Source organism: Treponema pectinovorum, assembly GCF_900497595.1.
GTDB classification, from domain to species: Bacteria; Spirochaetota; Spirochaetia; order Treponematales; family Treponemataceae; genus Treponema_D; species Treponema_D pectinovorum.
Window position 1 is genome coordinate 257084 of the sequence record NZ_UFQO01000004.1, and the last position, 16800, is coordinate 273883.

The 16800-nt window shown below is 36.9% G+C and carries 14 protein-coding genes; 9 read left to right on the forward strand and 5 right to left on the reverse strand.

Annotated features, from left to right (window positions below; genetic code table 11):
- The first annotated feature begins 3 nt into the window (after window positions 1–3).
- The 4 genes from FXX65_RS07890 to cimA are packed head-to-tail and all read left to right on the forward strand — an operon-like array spanning window position 4 to window position 4057.
- Entirely contained in the window at window positions 4–1437 is a 1434-nt protein-coding gene (locus tag FXX65_RS07890; protein ID WP_246104361.1) for a CheR family methyltransferase, read from the forward strand.
- A 21-nt stretch (window positions 1438–1458) separates the two neighbouring features.
- On the forward strand, window positions 1459–1941 hold the full coding sequence (locus FXX65_RS07895) for a chemotaxis protein CheX (protein WP_147615814.1): 483 nt from the start codon (window positions 1459–1461) through the stop codon (window positions 1939–1941).
- An 18-nt stretch (window positions 1942–1959) separates the two neighbouring features.
- The gene (locus tag FXX65_RS07900; protein WP_147614010.1) at window positions 1960–2394 is read left to right on the forward strand and encodes a response regulator; all 435 of its coding nucleotides are present in this window, start codon (window positions 1960–1962) and stop codon (window positions 2392–2394) included.
- 58 nt (window positions 2395–2452) lie between these two features.
- The gene (gene cimA, locus FXX65_RS07905) at window positions 2453–4057 is read left to right on the forward strand and encodes a citramalate synthase (RefSeq protein ID WP_147615815.1); all 1605 of its coding nucleotides are present in this window, start codon (window positions 2453–2455) and stop codon (window positions 4055–4057) included.
- Window positions 4058–4173: 116 nt separating this feature from the next.
- On the opposite strand, the gene pyrE is transcribed toward cimA, so the two are convergent.
- Together pyrE and cdd are read right to left on the reverse strand one after the other, a co-directional pair.
- The gene (gene pyrE, locus FXX65_RS07910; RefSeq protein WP_147615816.1) at window positions 4174–4860 is read right to left on the reverse strand and encodes an orotate phosphoribosyltransferase; all 687 of its coding nucleotides are present in this window, start codon (window positions 4858–4860) and stop codon (window positions 4174–4176) included.
- Between the two features lie 154 nt (window positions 4861–5014).
- The gene (gene cdd, locus FXX65_RS07915; protein ID WP_147614013.1) at window positions 5015–5416 is read right to left on the reverse strand and encodes a cytidine deaminase; all 402 of its coding nucleotides are present in this window, start codon (window positions 5414–5416) and stop codon (window positions 5015–5017) included.
- A gap of 121 nt (window positions 5417–5537) precedes the next feature.
- On the opposite strand from cdd, the gene leuB reads away from it, so the two are divergent.
- The 3 genes from leuB (at window position 5538) to FXX65_RS07930 (ending at window position 9368) form a co-directional block, all read left to right on the forward strand.
- A complete protein-coding gene (gene leuB / locus FXX65_RS07920; protein ID WP_147614014.1) occupies window positions 5538–6632 on the forward strand; it encodes a 3-isopropylmalate dehydrogenase in 1095 nt (364 codons plus the stop codon).
- Between the two features lie 118 nt (window positions 6633–6750).
- On the forward strand, window positions 6751–8457 hold the full coding sequence (locus tag FXX65_RS07925) for a DUF5312 family protein (RefSeq protein WP_147615817.1): 1707 nt from the start codon (window positions 6751–6753) through the stop codon (window positions 8455–8457).
- Window positions 8454–9368 carry a polyphenol oxidase family protein gene (locus FXX65_RS07930; RefSeq protein ID WP_147615818.1) on the forward strand — a complete coding sequence of 305 codons (915 nt, stop codon included), beginning with the start codon at window positions 8454–8456 and terminating at the stop codon, window positions 9366–9368. The genes FXX65_RS07925 and FXX65_RS07930 overlap by 4 nt, the downstream gene beginning before the upstream one ends.
- Window positions 9369–9447: 79 nt before the next feature.
- On the opposite strand, the gene argS is transcribed toward FXX65_RS07930, so the two are convergent.
- Window positions 9448–11292 carry an arginine--tRNA ligase gene (gene argS / locus FXX65_RS07935; RefSeq protein WP_147615819.1) on the reverse strand — a complete coding sequence of 615 codons (1845 nt, stop codon included), beginning with the start codon at window positions 11290–11292 and terminating at the stop codon, window positions 9448–9450.
- A 107-nt stretch (window positions 11293–11399) separates the two neighbouring features.
- On the opposite strand from argS, the gene FXX65_RS07940 reads away from it, so the two are divergent.
- Window positions 11400–12539, forward strand: coding sequence for a glycoside hydrolase family 88/105 protein (locus FXX65_RS07940; RefSeq protein WP_147615820.1), 1140 nt, complete (start codon window positions 11400–11402; stop codon window positions 12537–12539).
- A complete protein-coding gene (gene yfcE / locus FXX65_RS07945; RefSeq protein ID WP_147615821.1) occupies window positions 12536–13093 on the forward strand; it encodes a phosphodiesterase in 558 nt (185 codons plus the stop codon). The genes FXX65_RS07940 and yfcE overlap by 4 nt, the downstream gene beginning before the upstream one ends.
- A 167-nt stretch (window positions 13094–13260) precedes the next feature.
- Here yfcE and FXX65_RS07950 read toward each other — a convergent pair whose 3' ends face one another.
- Together FXX65_RS07950 and FXX65_RS07955 are read right to left on the reverse strand one after the other, a co-directional pair.
- Window positions 13261–14931 carry an AMP-binding protein gene (locus tag FXX65_RS07950; RefSeq protein ID WP_147615822.1) on the reverse strand — a complete coding sequence of 557 codons (1671 nt, stop codon included), beginning with the start codon at window positions 14929–14931 and terminating at the stop codon, window positions 13261–13263.
- Window positions 14932–15034: 103 nt separating this feature from the next.
- On the reverse strand, window positions 15035–15718 hold the full coding sequence (locus tag FXX65_RS07955) for a GTP pyrophosphokinase (RefSeq protein WP_246104362.1): 684 nt from the start codon (window positions 15716–15718) through the stop codon (window positions 15035–15037).
- Between the last annotated feature and the right edge of the window lie 1082 nt (window positions 15719–16800).

Below are 16800 nucleotides of genomic sequence, written 5' to 3' on the forward strand. Positions count from 1 at the left end.
TGTATGGCAAACGAAACTATGACCGAAACTAAAAGCATAAATGACGCTCTTGCTCAGAATTTAGGTGCTTACGCAAACACTGTTCCAGACGCGACAAAAGATGCAAGCGATAAAAACGAAAAAATTGCTCAGATAGATTACAAAATGGTAACATTTTCTCTTGCAGGAAAAGATTACGCTATAAATATCATGAAGATTAAGGAAATTGCAAAAGCAGGACGCTTTACCTATGTTCCTAATACACTTCCCTTTGTTTTGGGTGTTTATAATCTTCGTGGTGAAATAATTCCAATTGTAGATTTACGTCTTTTTTTTAACATAGACGTTGAACAGCGAAAAGACAACGCTTTAGAGAATATGCTGATCGTTTCTATAGAGGATCAGACCTTTGGGATTGTAGTTGATGTTATAGATAAAGTTGTTGGTATTCAAAAGGCGACTATTCAACCTCCTCATCCTTTGTTTGGCGACATAAATATAAAATACATACAAGGTGTTGTAGAAGTTAACAACAGACTTTATATCTTGCTTGACATAGAGCGAATCTTTGGTTCTAAGGGAGAAATTCAACCTGTAGAAGAAGAAACTGTTAGAAAGAATCTTGCAAATAATGCAAAAGTTGAACTTAAAGCTGATGCTCAGAAATCTCCTGTTGTTCAGCAAAAAGTACCTACGATTGAACAAAAAGCAGTTCCAAAAGAAAATTTGGATTTGTCTTTTATAAAAGAATCTTTAATGCAGATGAGGAAATTCTGTGTTTCTTCTATAAATGAATCCTGGGTAAAAGAGAGATTCTCTTCTTGGGTAAAGGAGAGAGGTAAGGATAATACACAGCTTTCTTCTTTTGAAGATGCGGATTCGTTCTTAAAGAATTTTTATTCGCCTTGTACTTCTAATTGGTGGACAAAAGAATACGCGGATTCTGTTTATAAAATACTTCCAGAAAATTCAGCAAAGCAGATAACAGTTTGGAATCCTGGTTGTGGTAAAGGTATGGAATCTTATTCGCTTGCTTGCTTGTTAAAAAAACGCTATCCAGATGCAAAGATAAAAATTTATGCGCATGACATAGATTTGCTTGTTGTTTCAAATGCACCTTTGATTTCTGTTCCAGCATCTGTTGCGGAAGGTTGGTATGCTCCTTTTGTTACAAATAAAGCGAATAACGATTTTACTTTTTCGCCAGAAGTAAAAACCAGTGTTATGTTTGAATATCATGACTGTGCAAATACAAATGCTTTGCCTGTCTGCGATATGATTTTTGCAAGAGATTTGATTTCTTTCCTTTCTTCATCTGGGCAGTCAGCTTTGGTATCTGATTTTGAAGAAAAATTGAAAGGAAATGGTGTTCTTGTTATTGGTTCTAACGAGTCCTTAAATGGAATCGGAAAATGGGTAGCGCATAAAGAGGGTAATTTGACCTTCTATACAAAATAACAAATAAATTGGGAGAAAAATATGAGAGTAGAGTACATCAATCCATTCGTTGAAACTTCGTTTCAGATTTTGAAAGAAGTGCTCGGTGGTGCAGAAGTAAAACGTGGGGATCTGTATCTTAAATCTACTGCTATGCCGGTGATGGGAGTTGCAACTCTTGTTGGTCTTGCAGGTGATGTTGAGGGACGTGTTCTTTTTGACATGTCTTACGAAACTGCTTTGAACATTGCTTCAAAGATGAATGGTGAGCAGTTGACTCAGTTTGATGATTTGGCTAAGGCTACTATAAGCGAACTTGCAAACTTGATAACCGCACAGGCTGTTACAAAATTGCATGAATTGGGTTTTAAGTTTGATCTTACTCCTCCAGCACTTTTTGCAGGAGAAAAAATGGAGATTGCCGCTCTTGGTAACCAAACAGACAGCGTAGAAGCGTTGATTGTTCCTTTGATTACTGAATGTGGTAAAATCGAAGTAAACGTAGCAATTCGCGAACGCATGTAGAAATTTCGGAGGCACTAAATGAAAACTAAACAGGATTTCCCTTCTATAAATGAACGTCCACCTGAGGGTGTTAGAGTTGACGGAACTAAAATTCGTGTGCTGATTGTTGATGATTCAATTTTCGTTGCGAAACAGTTGGGACAGATTTTGACATCCGAAGGATACGAAGTTGTGGCAACTGCTGTTGATGGAAAAGATGGAGTTGATAAATACAAGGAACTCTGTCCAAATGTTGACTTGGTAACAATGGATATAACAATGCCAAGGATGGACGGACTTACCGCTTTGGAACAAATTATGGCTTTTGATAAAAATGCAAGAGTTGTTATGGTTTCCGCTCTTGGTAAAGAGGAACTTGTAAAAAAATCGCTTTTGCTTGGTGCAAAGAACTATATCGTAAAACCTCTTGATCGCAAGAAGGTTCTCGAAAGAATAGGTTCAGCCGTAAAATAAAAATTGCATATTTCCCAGTTCTTGAAGAACTGGGATTTTTTTTGCATAATTGCCGTGTATGGCAGAAAAAAATAAAATTGTTGTTTTTGATTCAACCTTGAGAGATGGCTCTCAAGGCGAAGGGATAAGTTATTCAGTTCAAGATAAGATAAACATTGTAAAAGCTCTGGATGAACTTGGAGTTTCGTTTATAGAAGCGGGAAATCCTGGAAGCAATCCCAAAGATATGGAATTTTTTGTAGAAGCAAAGAAACTTTCTTTAAAAAATTCTAAAATCGTAGCTTTTGGTTCGACAAGACGAAAAGATATTTCTTGTGCGGAAGATGTAAACCTTCAAAGTCTTTTATCCGCAGAAACAGAATATGTTTGCATTTTTGGCAAAACTTGGGATTTTCAAGTTACGAATATAATTCATGCGTCTTTAAAAGAAAATCTTGAGATGATAAGGGATACTGTTTCGTATTTAAAAGAAAAAGGGCGAAAAGTTATCTTTGATGCGGAGCATTTTTTTACAGGATACAAAGAGAATTCAGAATACGCTTTAAAAGCTTTGAATTCTGCCTTTTTGGGTGGAGCAGATTGTTTATGTCTTTGCGAAACAAAGGGTGGTGCAATGCCTTCTGAATGCAGACTTGCAGTTGAAGCGGTTTGTAAAGAATTTAAAGGCAAAGTTGATATTGGAATTCACACGCATAACGATTGTGGACTTGCTATTGCGAATTCCATAATTGCAGTTGAATCTGGTGCAAATCATGTTCAGGGGGTTTTGCTTGGATTTGGCGAGAGAACTGGAAATGCAAATCTTTCTACGATAATTGCTGATTTGCAGTTGAAGTTAGGGTATGAATGTATTCCAGAAGAAAACATGCCATTGCTTACGCCTGTGTGCAAAAAGGTTGCAGAAATTACAAATATCGCCTTGAATCCCAGCATGCCTTTTGTTGGCTCTAGTGCTTTTGCTCATAAGGCAGGAATGCACATTGATGCGGTTATAAAAAATCCACTTGCATACGAGCATATTGACCCAAAAATTGTTGGCAATGAAAGGGTCTTTTTGATGAGCGAAGTTGCAGGAAAAAGTACGATTGTTGAAAAAGTCCAAAAATTTGATAAGGGCCTCAATAAAAATAGCCCAATCGTCGCCGAAATTGTAAAAAAAGTTAAGATTCTGGAACACGAAGGTTACCAGTTTGAAGGTGCGGACGCGAGTTTTGAGATTTTGGTTAGAAAAACTATAGGAAAATACGAGCCGTTTTTTAATCTGCATTATTATAAGACTAGCGGAGAGTTCCCTCGTTTTGCTGATGACAGAAGTGCTTTTGCTCAGGTAAAACTTGATGTTGAAGGAAATTCTATAGTTACAGCAGGCGAGGGCGACGGTCCTGTAAATGCTATGGATGTAGCGCTTAGAAAAGCCTTGGGAGAATTTTATCCTGCAGTTGCAAAAATTCATTTGACGGACTACAAGGTTAGAGTTTTGGACGGAAAAGACGCAACTGCAAGTTCTGTTAGAGTATTGATTGAGTCTAGCGATGGAGAAAACTCTTGGAGCACTATGGGAGTTTCAAGCGATGTTATTGAAGCAAGTTATCTTGCGCTCGTTGACTCTTTTGAATACAAACTTATAAAAGATTTAGAAAAGCGATATTCTAAAATAATATAGTTGCACTAGCGCTGGGAGTGGCGGCTTGCCGTTCTGGGCAACTGCATTTTGCAGTTGCCCAGAATGACCGTTAGGGAACCACGGACATAGCGGTCTGCCTTTGGCAGACAGTGCACTTATTCAGCACCGTATTGTTTGTAATATTCGTCTAATTCTGCTTTTATTTTGTCTGTGATTATTTTTTTGTCGCCATTTGTGTAGAGGCGCTCGATTACGTCCTGCATTGTTACGATTGCACACGCTGGAAAGCCGTATTTTTGACTTATGACCGAAAGTGCGGCTCTTGTTGTTTCTGGAGCTTTTTCCATGCGATCTAAGGAAACTATTTCGCCGACTATTTTTATTGCTCCTGCTTTTGTTTCTTGTGCTTTAATTTTTGGGTAGGTTTCTTCGATTGATTTTCCAGAGGTCGTAACGTCTTCGATGATTATAACCCTGTCGCCGTCTTTTATTTTGTAACCCAAAAAAGAGCCTTTGTCTGCACCGTGGTCTTTTTCTTCTTTGCGGTCTGAGCAATATTTGACTTCTTTACCGTAAAGTTTTGAATAAGCGATTGCTGTTACGACTGCGAGTGGAATTCCTTTGTAGGCAGGTCCAAAAAAAACGTCAAAATCGTCTCCAAAATTTTTGTGTATCGCCTGGGCATAAAATTCGCCGAGTTTTTGCAGTTGACTGCCGGTTACATAAGCGCCTGCATTCATAAAAAAAGGTGATTTTCTGCCAGATTTTAAAGTAAAAGAGCCAAATTTTAAAACCTCACATTCGACCATAAAATCTATAAAATTTTTTTTGTAATCTTCCATGATAATTTCCTTGATTTTTTTATTGATAATTTTCTTGATTATTTTGTCCTAAAAAGACTAGCACAGTTTTTGATTTGATGGAATTAGTTTTTTACGCGCAGAATTTTGTGCAAAAAGCGGTTGTTGTAAAAAAGCGAATTTAATTTTAATTTGTCTATTTCAGTGAAGAAGATTCAAAGTTAGATGGAAGAATCGATGAAAGTTTTTTCTCTTCGTATTTCCCTTCCACGTTTGCACATAAAACTTTTAATGAAGATGAAAATTCTGCCATAAACTGTCTGCAAAGTCCGCAGGGTGTGCAAATTTCTTTTGAAGAGCCTGCGATTGCGATTTTTACGAAATTTGTGTTTCCTTCTGATATTGCTTTTGACATTGCAACTCTCTCGGCACATAACCCGCAAGGGTAGGAAGCGTTTTCTATATTTGTTCCTGTAAAGATTTTTCCATCCTTGCATAAAAGTGCGGCGCCAACCTTGTATTTTGAATAAGGCGAATACGAATATTTTTGAGATTCAATAGCTTTTTGGACGAGTTCTTTGTCGGTTAAATCATTCATCGTTACAAAATTATATTATAAAATTTCTTAATTGTAAAAAACGGTTAAAAATGATATTGTTTTTAGCATTATTGAAGTAATTAAGCGGAATTAAAATTTTCGCTTTTGGAGAAGTTATATTATGGAAAAAACTATTGCTTTAATTCATGGAGATGGAATTGGTCCCGATGTTGTTAGCGAAGCGGTAAAAGTTTTGGATGCTGTCGCTAAAAAATTTGGCCACAAATGGAACTATAAAAATGTTATTGCCGGCGGTCAGGCGATAGACACCTTTGGAGTGCCTCTTCCGCAGGAGCAGCTCGACATCTGTCTTTCAAGCGATGCAACTCTTTTGGGTGCTGTTGGAGGTCCTAAGTGGGACAATGTTGCACCAGAAATTCGCCCTGAAAAGGCGCTTCTTGGTTTACGAGGTGGAATGAAGGTTTTTGCAAATCTTAGACCTGCGGTTATGTGGCCTCAGCTAAAAGATGCTTGTCCTTTAAAAGACGAGATTGTTGGCGACGGTCTTGATATTCTCGTTGTGCGCGAACTCACTGGCGGTATATATTTTGGCGAGAGGGGAACTTCTCCAGACGGAAAAACTGCCTGGGATACAGAAAAATATTCTTGGCAAGAGATTGAAAGAATTGTAAGACTGGGCTTTGAATTTGCAAAAAAACGCAAAAATCACCTTACGGTTGTTGATAAGGCTAACATTTTGAATTCGAGTAGGCTCTGGAGAACCGTTGCAGAAGAAGTTCACAAAGAGTACAAAGATGTAACTTTGGATTTTCTCTACATCGATAATGCGGCTATGCAGTTGGTTCGCTCTCCTCGTCAATTTGATGTTATTGCGACTTCAAATATGTTTGGCGATATTTTAACAGACGAAGCATCGCAAATTACAGGTTCTATCGGTATGCTCGCCTCTGCTTCTTTGGGAGACGGAACAGGACCTGGGCTTTATGAGCCAATCCACGGTTCTGCACCAGACATTGCAGGAAAAAATCTTGCAAATCCACTTGCAACAATTCTTTCTGCTGCAATGCTCTTGCGATACAGTTTTAAACTTGAAAAAGAAGCTCAATCTATAGAAGAAGCGGTAAAGTCTGTCTTGGATGCAGGCTACAGAACTGGCGACATTGCAGGTTCTAAAATTGCTCAAATAAAGGCAGATGGAAAACTCGTTGGAACAAAAGAGATGGGGCAACTCGTCCTTAAATATTTAAACGCATAATAATTTTATTTGATTTTATAAAAATCGTGTATGTAAAGTGTACCTATGTGGGTGGTATGTACATGCACGATTTTTTTTTTGCACTTAGACTTTGTTTTACTATATAATGGTAACGCTTATGGAAAATAATTCCTTTGATAGACTTGTTTCTGGGCTTTCGGAAGGTGAGAGAAAAGAGATGCTCGAAAAAATGAAAGCATCTGGTGGCGTAAACGAGTCTTTAACTTACGATGATAAATTTGAAAATGACGAGCAGATTCCGTTTAGCGAGCAGATAAAAAATGAATCGATATTTTTTCGTATATACCTGTGGATTAAATCGCTAATTTCAAACACTTCTATACAGGCTCTTTATAATGAGCGTAAAATTTCGTTGATTGCTCGCTATATCGACAAAATAAGTCCGAATCTTTTAGACAACAAGCGAGCGGTTTTGCAGTCTGCTTTTTACGAAAAACTTTCTGAACTAAAGTTGAGTGCAGATTTTTTTCGACCGTACATAACAAATATGGAAGGCGATGAAAATTCATTTCTTGTTTTTTTAGGTTCGCTTGTTATAACCGATATTGAAAAACAGATGGATGCAGAAGTTGACCCATATTCAATTCCGTTGAGCAATGGAGCTCGCCCTGACCAAAGAATTGCGCTTTTACGTAAGATGGATGAAATTATAAACAATATTCCTGCAACTGATAGAAATGCCATGTATGCGGCAGTTCGTGCAGTTGAATGGTTAAGGCAATTTTCAAAACTTCCTTTTCAAAGATTTCTAAATTTCTTTTCTGCGGTTGTCGAAAGCAATTATTCGTGTTCGTTTAATGTTTTGGAAAATGAAATAAGCCTTTTTGCAAAAATTTTGTGCAACGGAATGATTATTCCAGATGAAGTTTTTGAAGCGCTTTATCTTTTTTCTAGAAGGAATACGAGCGAAAAAACTTTAGATGGAATTGATGAAGTTTCTGATAAAGCGTTGGATTTTATGGAAAAGGCTAAGGCGCAAATCGCTTTGATGAAGATGTTTATAACGACTGTTCCAATGCGCTCTGTCGGAAAAGTTGTATATGCAGATTCCACTTGGACTCCAGAAAATTTTACAGGTGGCGAAGATTGGTATCAAAAGTATAAAGCTAATTGGAAAAGACTTTTTGATAAAAAATGGCAGGCTTGGAGTCATGATTGCAAAAAAGAAGCGTTGCGAATCGATTTAAAAAACAATTTTTCACTTGAGCAGTTTCCTCTTTTGCCAGAACGTCCTTGGGCAAATCTTTGGGCTGGACTTACTTTTAGATATGAACTTACGGCTGGTTTTTTAAATTGGTATATAAAAGAAAAATTCCCTGAATACGAACTCACTTTAAAAACCATAATGCTCGAAGGGGATTTTATTCAAAAAGAAAATCGCTCTGAGTATAATGATTCTTTTAACAAGCTTATTCAACTTTCCATTGATTTACGAGCTTTAAATGAAGGTCTTTCTTCTGGTGGAGAATACGGCTTAATTTTTAACAAATTGATGAACGAACGATTGCGTTCTTTGCAAGCGTATTCAAAAATAGAAACAATAATTCGTAGCGTAGAAAGCGATGTACGTTCTATGCTTTCGACTTTTGGAGAGGCGTGTAGAATTTTAGAGCTGTGTTTTTCTGGAATTTTTCTTGAAAAAACAGACAGCCGTTACGATTCGCTTTCTAATTTTAATAGAATTCAAGGAAAAGATAATGAAAAATTCAAAGAAAATCTTCTTGCTGCCAGAGCATCTATTTTTAATGCCTCTGCTATGATTAGAAACCTTGAGCCTATAGATACTCCGAGCCTTTTAAAATGAACGGTGTAAATTATTTAAATGTTGCTTCGCCTTTAGATGAACTTTCTCCTGAAAAAAAATATTTTCTTCTGCCGTTCTATAAAGATTCAAAACCTTTAAAAAACGGAAAACGATGGGGAATGACATTTTTGGCTGCCGGTTCTATGAGATTTCGATGGAACGAAAAAAATGAAAGGCGAGAAAATCTTTTAAATTCAATAATCGCTGACAATTATGCATTGCATTCCGTTTCGACCACCATAAACAAAAACGAAAATTTTAGTCAAAAAATTAAGATAGTTCCATTGGAGTTGATTCATTCAAAAAAAGTTTTTTCTGTAGAATGCGGGGATGAAACGAAAAATTGCACTGGCGACGGAATTGTAACGGCAAATCCGCTTTTGATGCCAGTTTTAACTGTTGCAGACTGTGTTCCAATTTATTTTTACGATGATACAACTGGCGTTTTTGGCGTAGTTCATTCTGGCTGGAAAGGAACAGGAATAATCGAAGTTGCCATACAACTTGCAGTTGAAAAATACGGTTGCAAAATAGTAGACATCTGCGTTGCGATTGGACCTCACATTCAAAGCGAGTGTTATTTTATAGAAAAAGAAAGACGAGATTTTTTTGAAGAAAACTTTGGATCTTGCACTTCTAAAATTCTCTCGACAAATCCGCCCCAAACCCCAGACGGAAAAGTATTGAATTACAAACTTTCTTTAACAAAGGCAAATTTAAATGTTTTAAAAAAGATAGGAATAAAAGAATCTAATATTGTAGTTGCAAATGAATGCACTTCTTGTTCAAAATTTTTGAGCGGAAAATACATTTTTGGAAGTTTTAGAAGACAAACTGCCCACTTGCCACAAGATATGGATATAGAAGAAAAAAATAAGATGATGACAGTGCAGGCGGCTTTTGTATTGTAAAAATTAAATTCAAATACAAAAACGCAGTGTTTTCGCTTTCTTCCTGCACCTTTATTTTTAATTTTTGCTGCTCGTTTGCTTACATTCTGTCGAGATATGGAACTAAGACAAGCTCCATCGCTTCTTTTAAAATCTGTAAAGTAGATTTTGCAAGTGAAAGTCTTGCGCGCTTTAAATCTTCGGTTTCGGCAGAAAGAATAGGGCAAGATTGATAAAATTTTGCGAAAAGTTTTGCCATATCGTAGATGTATGCGGTGACTACCGAAGAATCCTTATTTTTTGCAGATTTTTCTATCGTATCTGGGTAGTCGCCCAATTTTTTTACAAGTTCCCATTCGTCTTCTTTGTTTAATAATCTAGAAGCATCCGCTGTACTTAACGATTTTATTTTTTGCTCTTCTGCTCGTCTTAAAATTGAAGCGATTCTTGCACCCATGTACTGAATATAAGGGCCTGTATTTCCGTTAAAACTAAGGCTTTCCTCAGGATTAAAAACCATATCCTTTACAGGATTCACTTGGAGAAGATAATAGTGCAACGCTGATAAAGCAACTTTTTCTGCTACGAAATCCGCATCTCCTACATCATCTTCTCTTCCTCGCTCTTGAATTGCTTTTAAAGCATCGCTATGGAGCGAATCTATTAAATCGTCTGCGTCGACAACTGTTCCTTCGCGGCTTTTCATCCTTCCGTTTGGCAAATTTACAAGTCCATAACTCAAATGATAGAGTTTGTTTGCCCATTCAAAGCCGAGTTTTTTTAGGATATAAAAAAGCACTTTAAAGTGAAAAATCTGCTCCGATGCAACAACATATACGAGTTCATTGAAATTCCAGTCGTCGTGGCGGCTTATTGCAGTTCCTATGTCTTGAGTTATGTACACAGAAGTTCCGTCTTTTCTTAGAAGAACTTTCTCGTGCTCTTCGCCGTCTTTTCCTTTTCCAACCGCTTCTGTAACATCTACTCGAATTGAGCCGTCTGCTGCTTTAAAAAATATCCCTTTTTCAAGACCTTTTAATATTTCGTCTTTGCCTTTAAGGTAGGTATCGCTTTCAAAATAAAATTTATCGAATGAAACTCCTGTTCTTTCGTAAGTTTCTTTTACTCCTTCAAAAGTCCAGTCGTTCATCATTTGCCAGAGTTTTCTTGTTTCGCTATCTCCTGCTTCCCACTTTCTTAAAAGTTCTTCAGCCATTTCCTGTGCATCTGGATGTGCACTTTTCGGATTCTCTTTTTCGCCTTTTAGGTACTTATCAAATTCAACATAGCATTGTCCTACAAAGTGGTCGCCTTTCATTCCAAGTTTTTCAGGAGTGTCGCCATTTTTTTCGTGAAAAAGTTTATATGCAAGCATCGATTTGCAGATGTGGATTCCGCGATTGTTTATGATATTTACTTTGTAAATTTGAGCACCAGCTTTTTTTAATATGCGGCTTACGGATTCTCCTAAAGCATCGTTTCTTAAATGCCCTAAATGAAGTGGCTTGTTTGTGTTTGGCGAAGAAAATTCTACCATTATCTTTGCTCCGCCTAAAAAACTCTTTCCATCATTGTTCAAGCTTCCGTAATCTTTGCCTTGCTTCTCAATTTTTGAAAGAATCGCGTTTATCGCTTTTGTTTTGTCGAGTTTTATATTCACATAAGGACCCACGTTCAACACTTCGCCGATAGAATTTTCACCCTGGCTTTGAATTTTTGCCGTGATTTTTTGAGCAACTTCTTCTGCAATTTTTTGAGGTGGCATTTTAAAAGCTTTTGAAAAAGCAAACATTGGAGAGCCTAAATCGCCTATCGAAGAATCTGGAGATTCCTGAACGATAACCTGTTCTAAAGCTGGCAAAAAATCTTCTATATTTTTTTCTTTTGATAATGAAGTTATAGCATCGAAAATTAAGGATTTAAAACGTGATTTTGAATCAATCATAAAATTGCTCCAGGATAAATAACTGTACTTAGAATTTTTTTTCTGATATACTAGCAAAATAAATTGTAATTTACAACTTCGATGTTGCTTAGAGGTGCACACGTATTATGGACACAGTTGTTATTGAGCAGTACATAGACGATTTAATGACAAAATCTACTGCGGAATTTCCTATATGGAATATTGAAAAAGCAAGGGCTGGTAAAAAATCCGGCTGGGATTACATAGACGGCTGTATGATTATGGCTCTGCTTGAAATTTATAATACGAGTGGTGATGAAAAATACCTGAAATTTGCAGATTATTACGAAGATTACAGAATTGCAGACGATGGTTCTATCGACGGCTATAGCAAAGATACTTGGAATTGCGATGAAATAAATGGCGGTAAAAATCTCTTTACGCTTTATCGCCTAACTAAAAAGGAAAAATATAAAAAAGCTCTTGATAAACTTTTTGAGCAGGTAAAAGAACAGCCGCGCACAAAAGAAGGAAATTTCTGGCACAAGGCGATATATCCAAATCAGGTTTGGCTTGACGGTCTTTATATGGTTCAGCCTTTTTATATGGAATATGAAAAACTCTTTGATAACTCAAAAAATATTGACGATATATACAATCAGTTTTTTAACGTTTATAAGATAATGCGAGATAAAAAGACAGGTCTTTACTATCACGGTTACGACAGTTCAAAAAGCATCTTTTGGGCGGACAAAAACACAGGCTTGAGCAAGAATTTCTGGCTTCGTTCGATTGGTTGGTTTAGCATGGCCTTGCTGGATACTCTCAATTTAGCGCCAGATAGAGAAAGCGAAAACTGGAAAAAATTAAAATCGATTTTTTTGGAATTATGCGAAAGCATGTTGCTTTTTCAGGATGAAAGCGGAATGTGGCATCAGATTCCAAATCTTTGCGACGGAAAGAAAAATTATCTTGAGACTTCTGGTTCTGCAATTTTTGCATATTCGCTTTTAAAAGGTTTTAGAACAGGAATTTTAGACGATAAAAAATTCAGGCAGGCAGGAATAAAAGCCTTTGAAGGAATTTGCAATCGCTATTTGAATACGAATTCGGGCAAATTGAGCCTTGGTGGAATCTGCCTTGTTGCAGGTTTAGGCCCTGAAAAAGACACTCGTCGTGACGGCAGCTATGAATACTACATGAGCGAGCCTATCGTGCAGGATGATGCAAAAGGCGTTGGCCCTTTTATTCTGGCTTACAACGAATATAAACAGATAAAAAAATGAAATATTTAGTGGTTTCCGATATTCATGGCAGCGAAGAATCTCTTGCGAAGGTTTTTAAAAATTTTCAAAGCGAAGTTGATTTTATAATACTCTGCGGTGATTATCTGAATCACGGACCTAGAAATCCTCTTCCAGAAGGGTGGAATCCTAAGGGTGTCGCCGCAATTTTAAATGAGCATAAAAATCGAGTAATTGCTGTTCGTGGAAATTGCGACTCTGAAGTTGACGAAATGGTGCTGGAATTTCCTTGCCTTGCTTCTTATACGAATATTTTGGATTGTGGAAAAAGGATTTTTGTTCATCATGGACATCTTTATGAAAGGCAAAAACTTGAATCCTGGCTTACAAAAGGAACTTTAATAATAAGTGGGCATACGCACATTACTGTTTTGGAAGAAAGCAATGGATTTTTTTATTTAAATCCTGGTTCTATAAGCTTACCAAAATGCGAAGATGGGAAAACTTGTGCTACTGTAGAAATTGACTCCCAAAAAAATGTAAAGGTTTCTTTATATACGATAGAAAAAACACTTTTACGCGAACTTTCTTTTTAAGATTTTAGCAAACTGTCGACATAATTTGTAGGTCGCACATCCATGTGCGACAAACGGCAGTGATTGGAGGGGCGCCGCAGGCGTTGGCGTAGCCAATGCAGTGAAAGCGGAACCCCGAAAAGCACGGTTTTTGCGATTAGCAAAAAGCCGCCATCATAAATAATAATCTATTTTTTACCTTGGTCTTTTTCTCGTATTTCGACGCGACGAATCTTTCCAGAGATAGTCTTTGGCAGTTCGTCTACAAAATCTATTATTCTTGGATGCTTGTAGGTCGCCGTTTTGCTCTTCATAAATTCAAAAATTTTAAGTTCAAGCTGTTTGGATTTTTCAAAACCTTTATTTAAAACAACAGATGCTTTTATGACCTGTCCTCGCTTATCGTCTGGAACGCCTGTAACCGCACATTCGAGAATTGCAGGATGCATCAAAAGCACGCTTTCAACTTCAAAAGGGCTTACTCTATATCCAGAAGTTTTTATTACATCGTCGCTACGGCCAGAAAACCAAATGTAGCCATCTTCATCGTAACTTGCAACATCGCCAGTGTTATAAACTCCGTTTGCAAAAGCCTTTTTTGTCTGCTCTGGATTTTTGTAGTAGCCGGTGAAAAGTCCATGCGGATGTTCTTTTTCGAGGCGAATTATGATAGAGCCATTTTCGTTAGGTGCACATTCTGAACCGTCTGGACGCACAATTTGTATGTCATAGCCTGGTGCGGGTTTTCCCATTGAACCAGGTTTTATTTCCATTCCAGGAAAGTTTCCAATCATAACGGTTGCTTCTGTCTGACCAAAAGCTTCGTACATTTTGAGCCCTGTAGATTCGTAAACTTTATTAAAAAGTTCTGGAGTCAACGCTTCTCCTGCTGTTACGAGATATTTTAAAGATGAAATATCGTATTTGTTTATGTCTGCTTTTACTAAAAATCTGTATGTCGTTGGAGGTGCACAGAATGTTGTTACATGATATTTTGAAATTACAGCCATCATTTTTGAAGGCGAAAAACTTACCATGTCGTATGCCATAACAGCAGTTCCGCAAATCCATTGCCCGTAGAGTTTTCCCCATACGGCTTTTGCCCAACCAGTTTCTGCAACAGAAAGATGAAGTCCGTCGTCTATTACATTTTGCCAGTATTTTGCTGTTACTATATGACCAAGCGGATATGTAAAATCGTGCTGAACCATTTTTGGACTTCCGCTAGTGCCAGAAGTAAAATACAAGAGCATTGTGTCGCTGTTTTTAATTTCATCTTCGCCCTTAGGTCGAGCAAAACTGTCTGACATGAGATTTAGCTCATCGTAAAAACTTTCCCAGCCAGAACGATTTTTACCAATCGTTATTAGAGTCAATTTTTTGGCTGCTTCTTTGCAAGCTTCTTCAACTCTTTCCTGAACAACTTCATCATCGTAAGTTACAACGGTTTTTATCCCTGCAGCATTTATGCGATATTCAATATCCTTTGCCGTAAGTTGATTTGTTGCTGGAACTGCGATTGCCCCAATCTTGTGCAAAGCCATAGTCAAAAACCAGAATTCAAATCGCCTTCTCAATATAAGAAGAACTCTGTCGCCTTTTTTTATGCCGTGTTTTACAAGGTAGTTTGCAGTCTGCGATGATTTTTTAGAAATATCTCCAAAAGTAAAGATTTTTTCTTCGCCACTGTCATCGCACCACACGAGTGCTTTTTTTTGCGGTTCTAATTCGGCATACCTATCTACAATGTCGTATGCAAAGTTAAAATTTTGGGGAACCGCTATTTTAAAATTGTTTTTAAAATCTTCATAATCTGCAAATTCAGTTTTGTTTAGAACATAATCTTTTAAAAAGTTCATTTTTTAATTCCTTTTGATGCAATAGATGCAATAAATTTAATTCCTATATCTGTAGACACAACAAAAATAAAAAGGTTGCATAAAAATGCAAAAACTTAAATTTTTAATCCATGTGCTGCAATTCTATCGCAATTTCTTCCATTTCTCTATCAGTCATCGCAATCGTTTCTGCAACTCTATAGAGTTCTCTTCGAACGCTTTCTGGAACTTTTGTTGAAGTTTTATAATGGAGTTGATGTTCAAGGCTTGCCCAAAAATCCATTGCAATCGTTCTGAGTTGAATTTCAACTTTTACTTCGTGAGAATTTTCAGAAAGATATACAGGAATTTCAATAACGAGGTGCAAACTTCTGTAACCGCTTTCTTTAGGTTCTTTTATATAGTCTTTTTCTTTTATCAATTTTATGTCTGGTTGTTTTAAAAGGCTTTCTCTGACTCTGTATATGTCAGAAATAAAAGGGCAGACAACTCTGACGCCGGCAATATCGTTTAAGTTTTGAGTCATCGCTTCAAAACTCATCGGAAGATTTTTCTTTTCTAGTTTTTTAGAAATGCTCTGCGGAGATTTTATCCTTGACTTTAAGCTTTCAATCGGATTTCTCCGCCCGGAAACTTTGTTTTCCTTGTTCAAAATGTCGAGTTTTGTCTCAATTTGTTTTGTGGCACTTTCGTAAATCATCATTATCTGCTGAAACTCAAACGCCATCTTGTAAAAATCTTCAGGATTGGATAGAGATTTTTCAATTAATTTAGGAAAGTTGTTATCGTTAGATTCTTTTGAATTCAATTTTGTTTGTCCTTAAAAATCATCTTTATCTTCCACTATAAATAAAAAAGGGCGGCTTTTGCTACACATAGTTTCGCAAAATCGGGCTTTGCGTGGTTTCGCTAACGCTCCATCGTCCTCGTCGCTTTGCTCCTGCGGTCGACGGCTTCGCCGCCCCTCCAATCCCTGCCGCATTTGTCGTACACGGATGTACACCTACAATCGATGTCGACAGTTTCCGTGAGGAAACTGTCTGTCAAATAAAATCACGGAAGATTTTATTTGAACACAATCCTTGCCGATGGAAGCTCGCATGTGGGTAGCGGGGCTACAAGTAGACCTTGCCGCATTATCGCACAGGAGGTGCGACCTACAAGCAATGTTGACAATTTTGTAAAAAACTGTCGCTTAAAGAAAAGCAAGGAAGCTTTTCTTTAAGGATAATCCCTGCCGCAAAAGTATAAATGCCATTCGTATAAATATAGTTACAAAAATGACTTTACAGCAATAAAATATGCAATTCTATTTAAAAAGTTAAAATTAAGTTTTTTATTTTATTTTTTTTATAGAAAACAAACACTCAAAACGAACCGCAAAAAAACTCACAATAAAAATCACATCAAAAAACAGAATCTCAAAAAGAAATCATCAACTTTACACACACAACATTTTCAAAAAAAAGACATCTACAAACAAAACAACAACACTGCGCATACAATTCTTTTCAAAAAAACATCTCGTCCAAAACCAATCGTCAAACTTCGCCTGCAAAACCTCGTCTAAACAAAACAACAACACCGCATATACAATTCTTGTCATAAAAAAAACATCTCGTCATAAAAAACATCAAATACCGCTCACACAACATTTTCAAAAGAAAGAAGAATCAAAACGAAAAATAAAGTAAATAAAAAAAATATTTGAAAAAGAAGAAAAAAAAAGGGGAAAAGGAAGAGGAAAGTATTGACAAAAGAGAAAGGAGGGTGATATAGTCATTCTCACCCGCTACAAACACTAGCGGCCAGTTCTTTGAAAAGAAAATTAGTGAAGGAAAAAAGACAAGACAAAGCACTAAAAGAAAGGCAAAGAAATGAGTTTTTCTT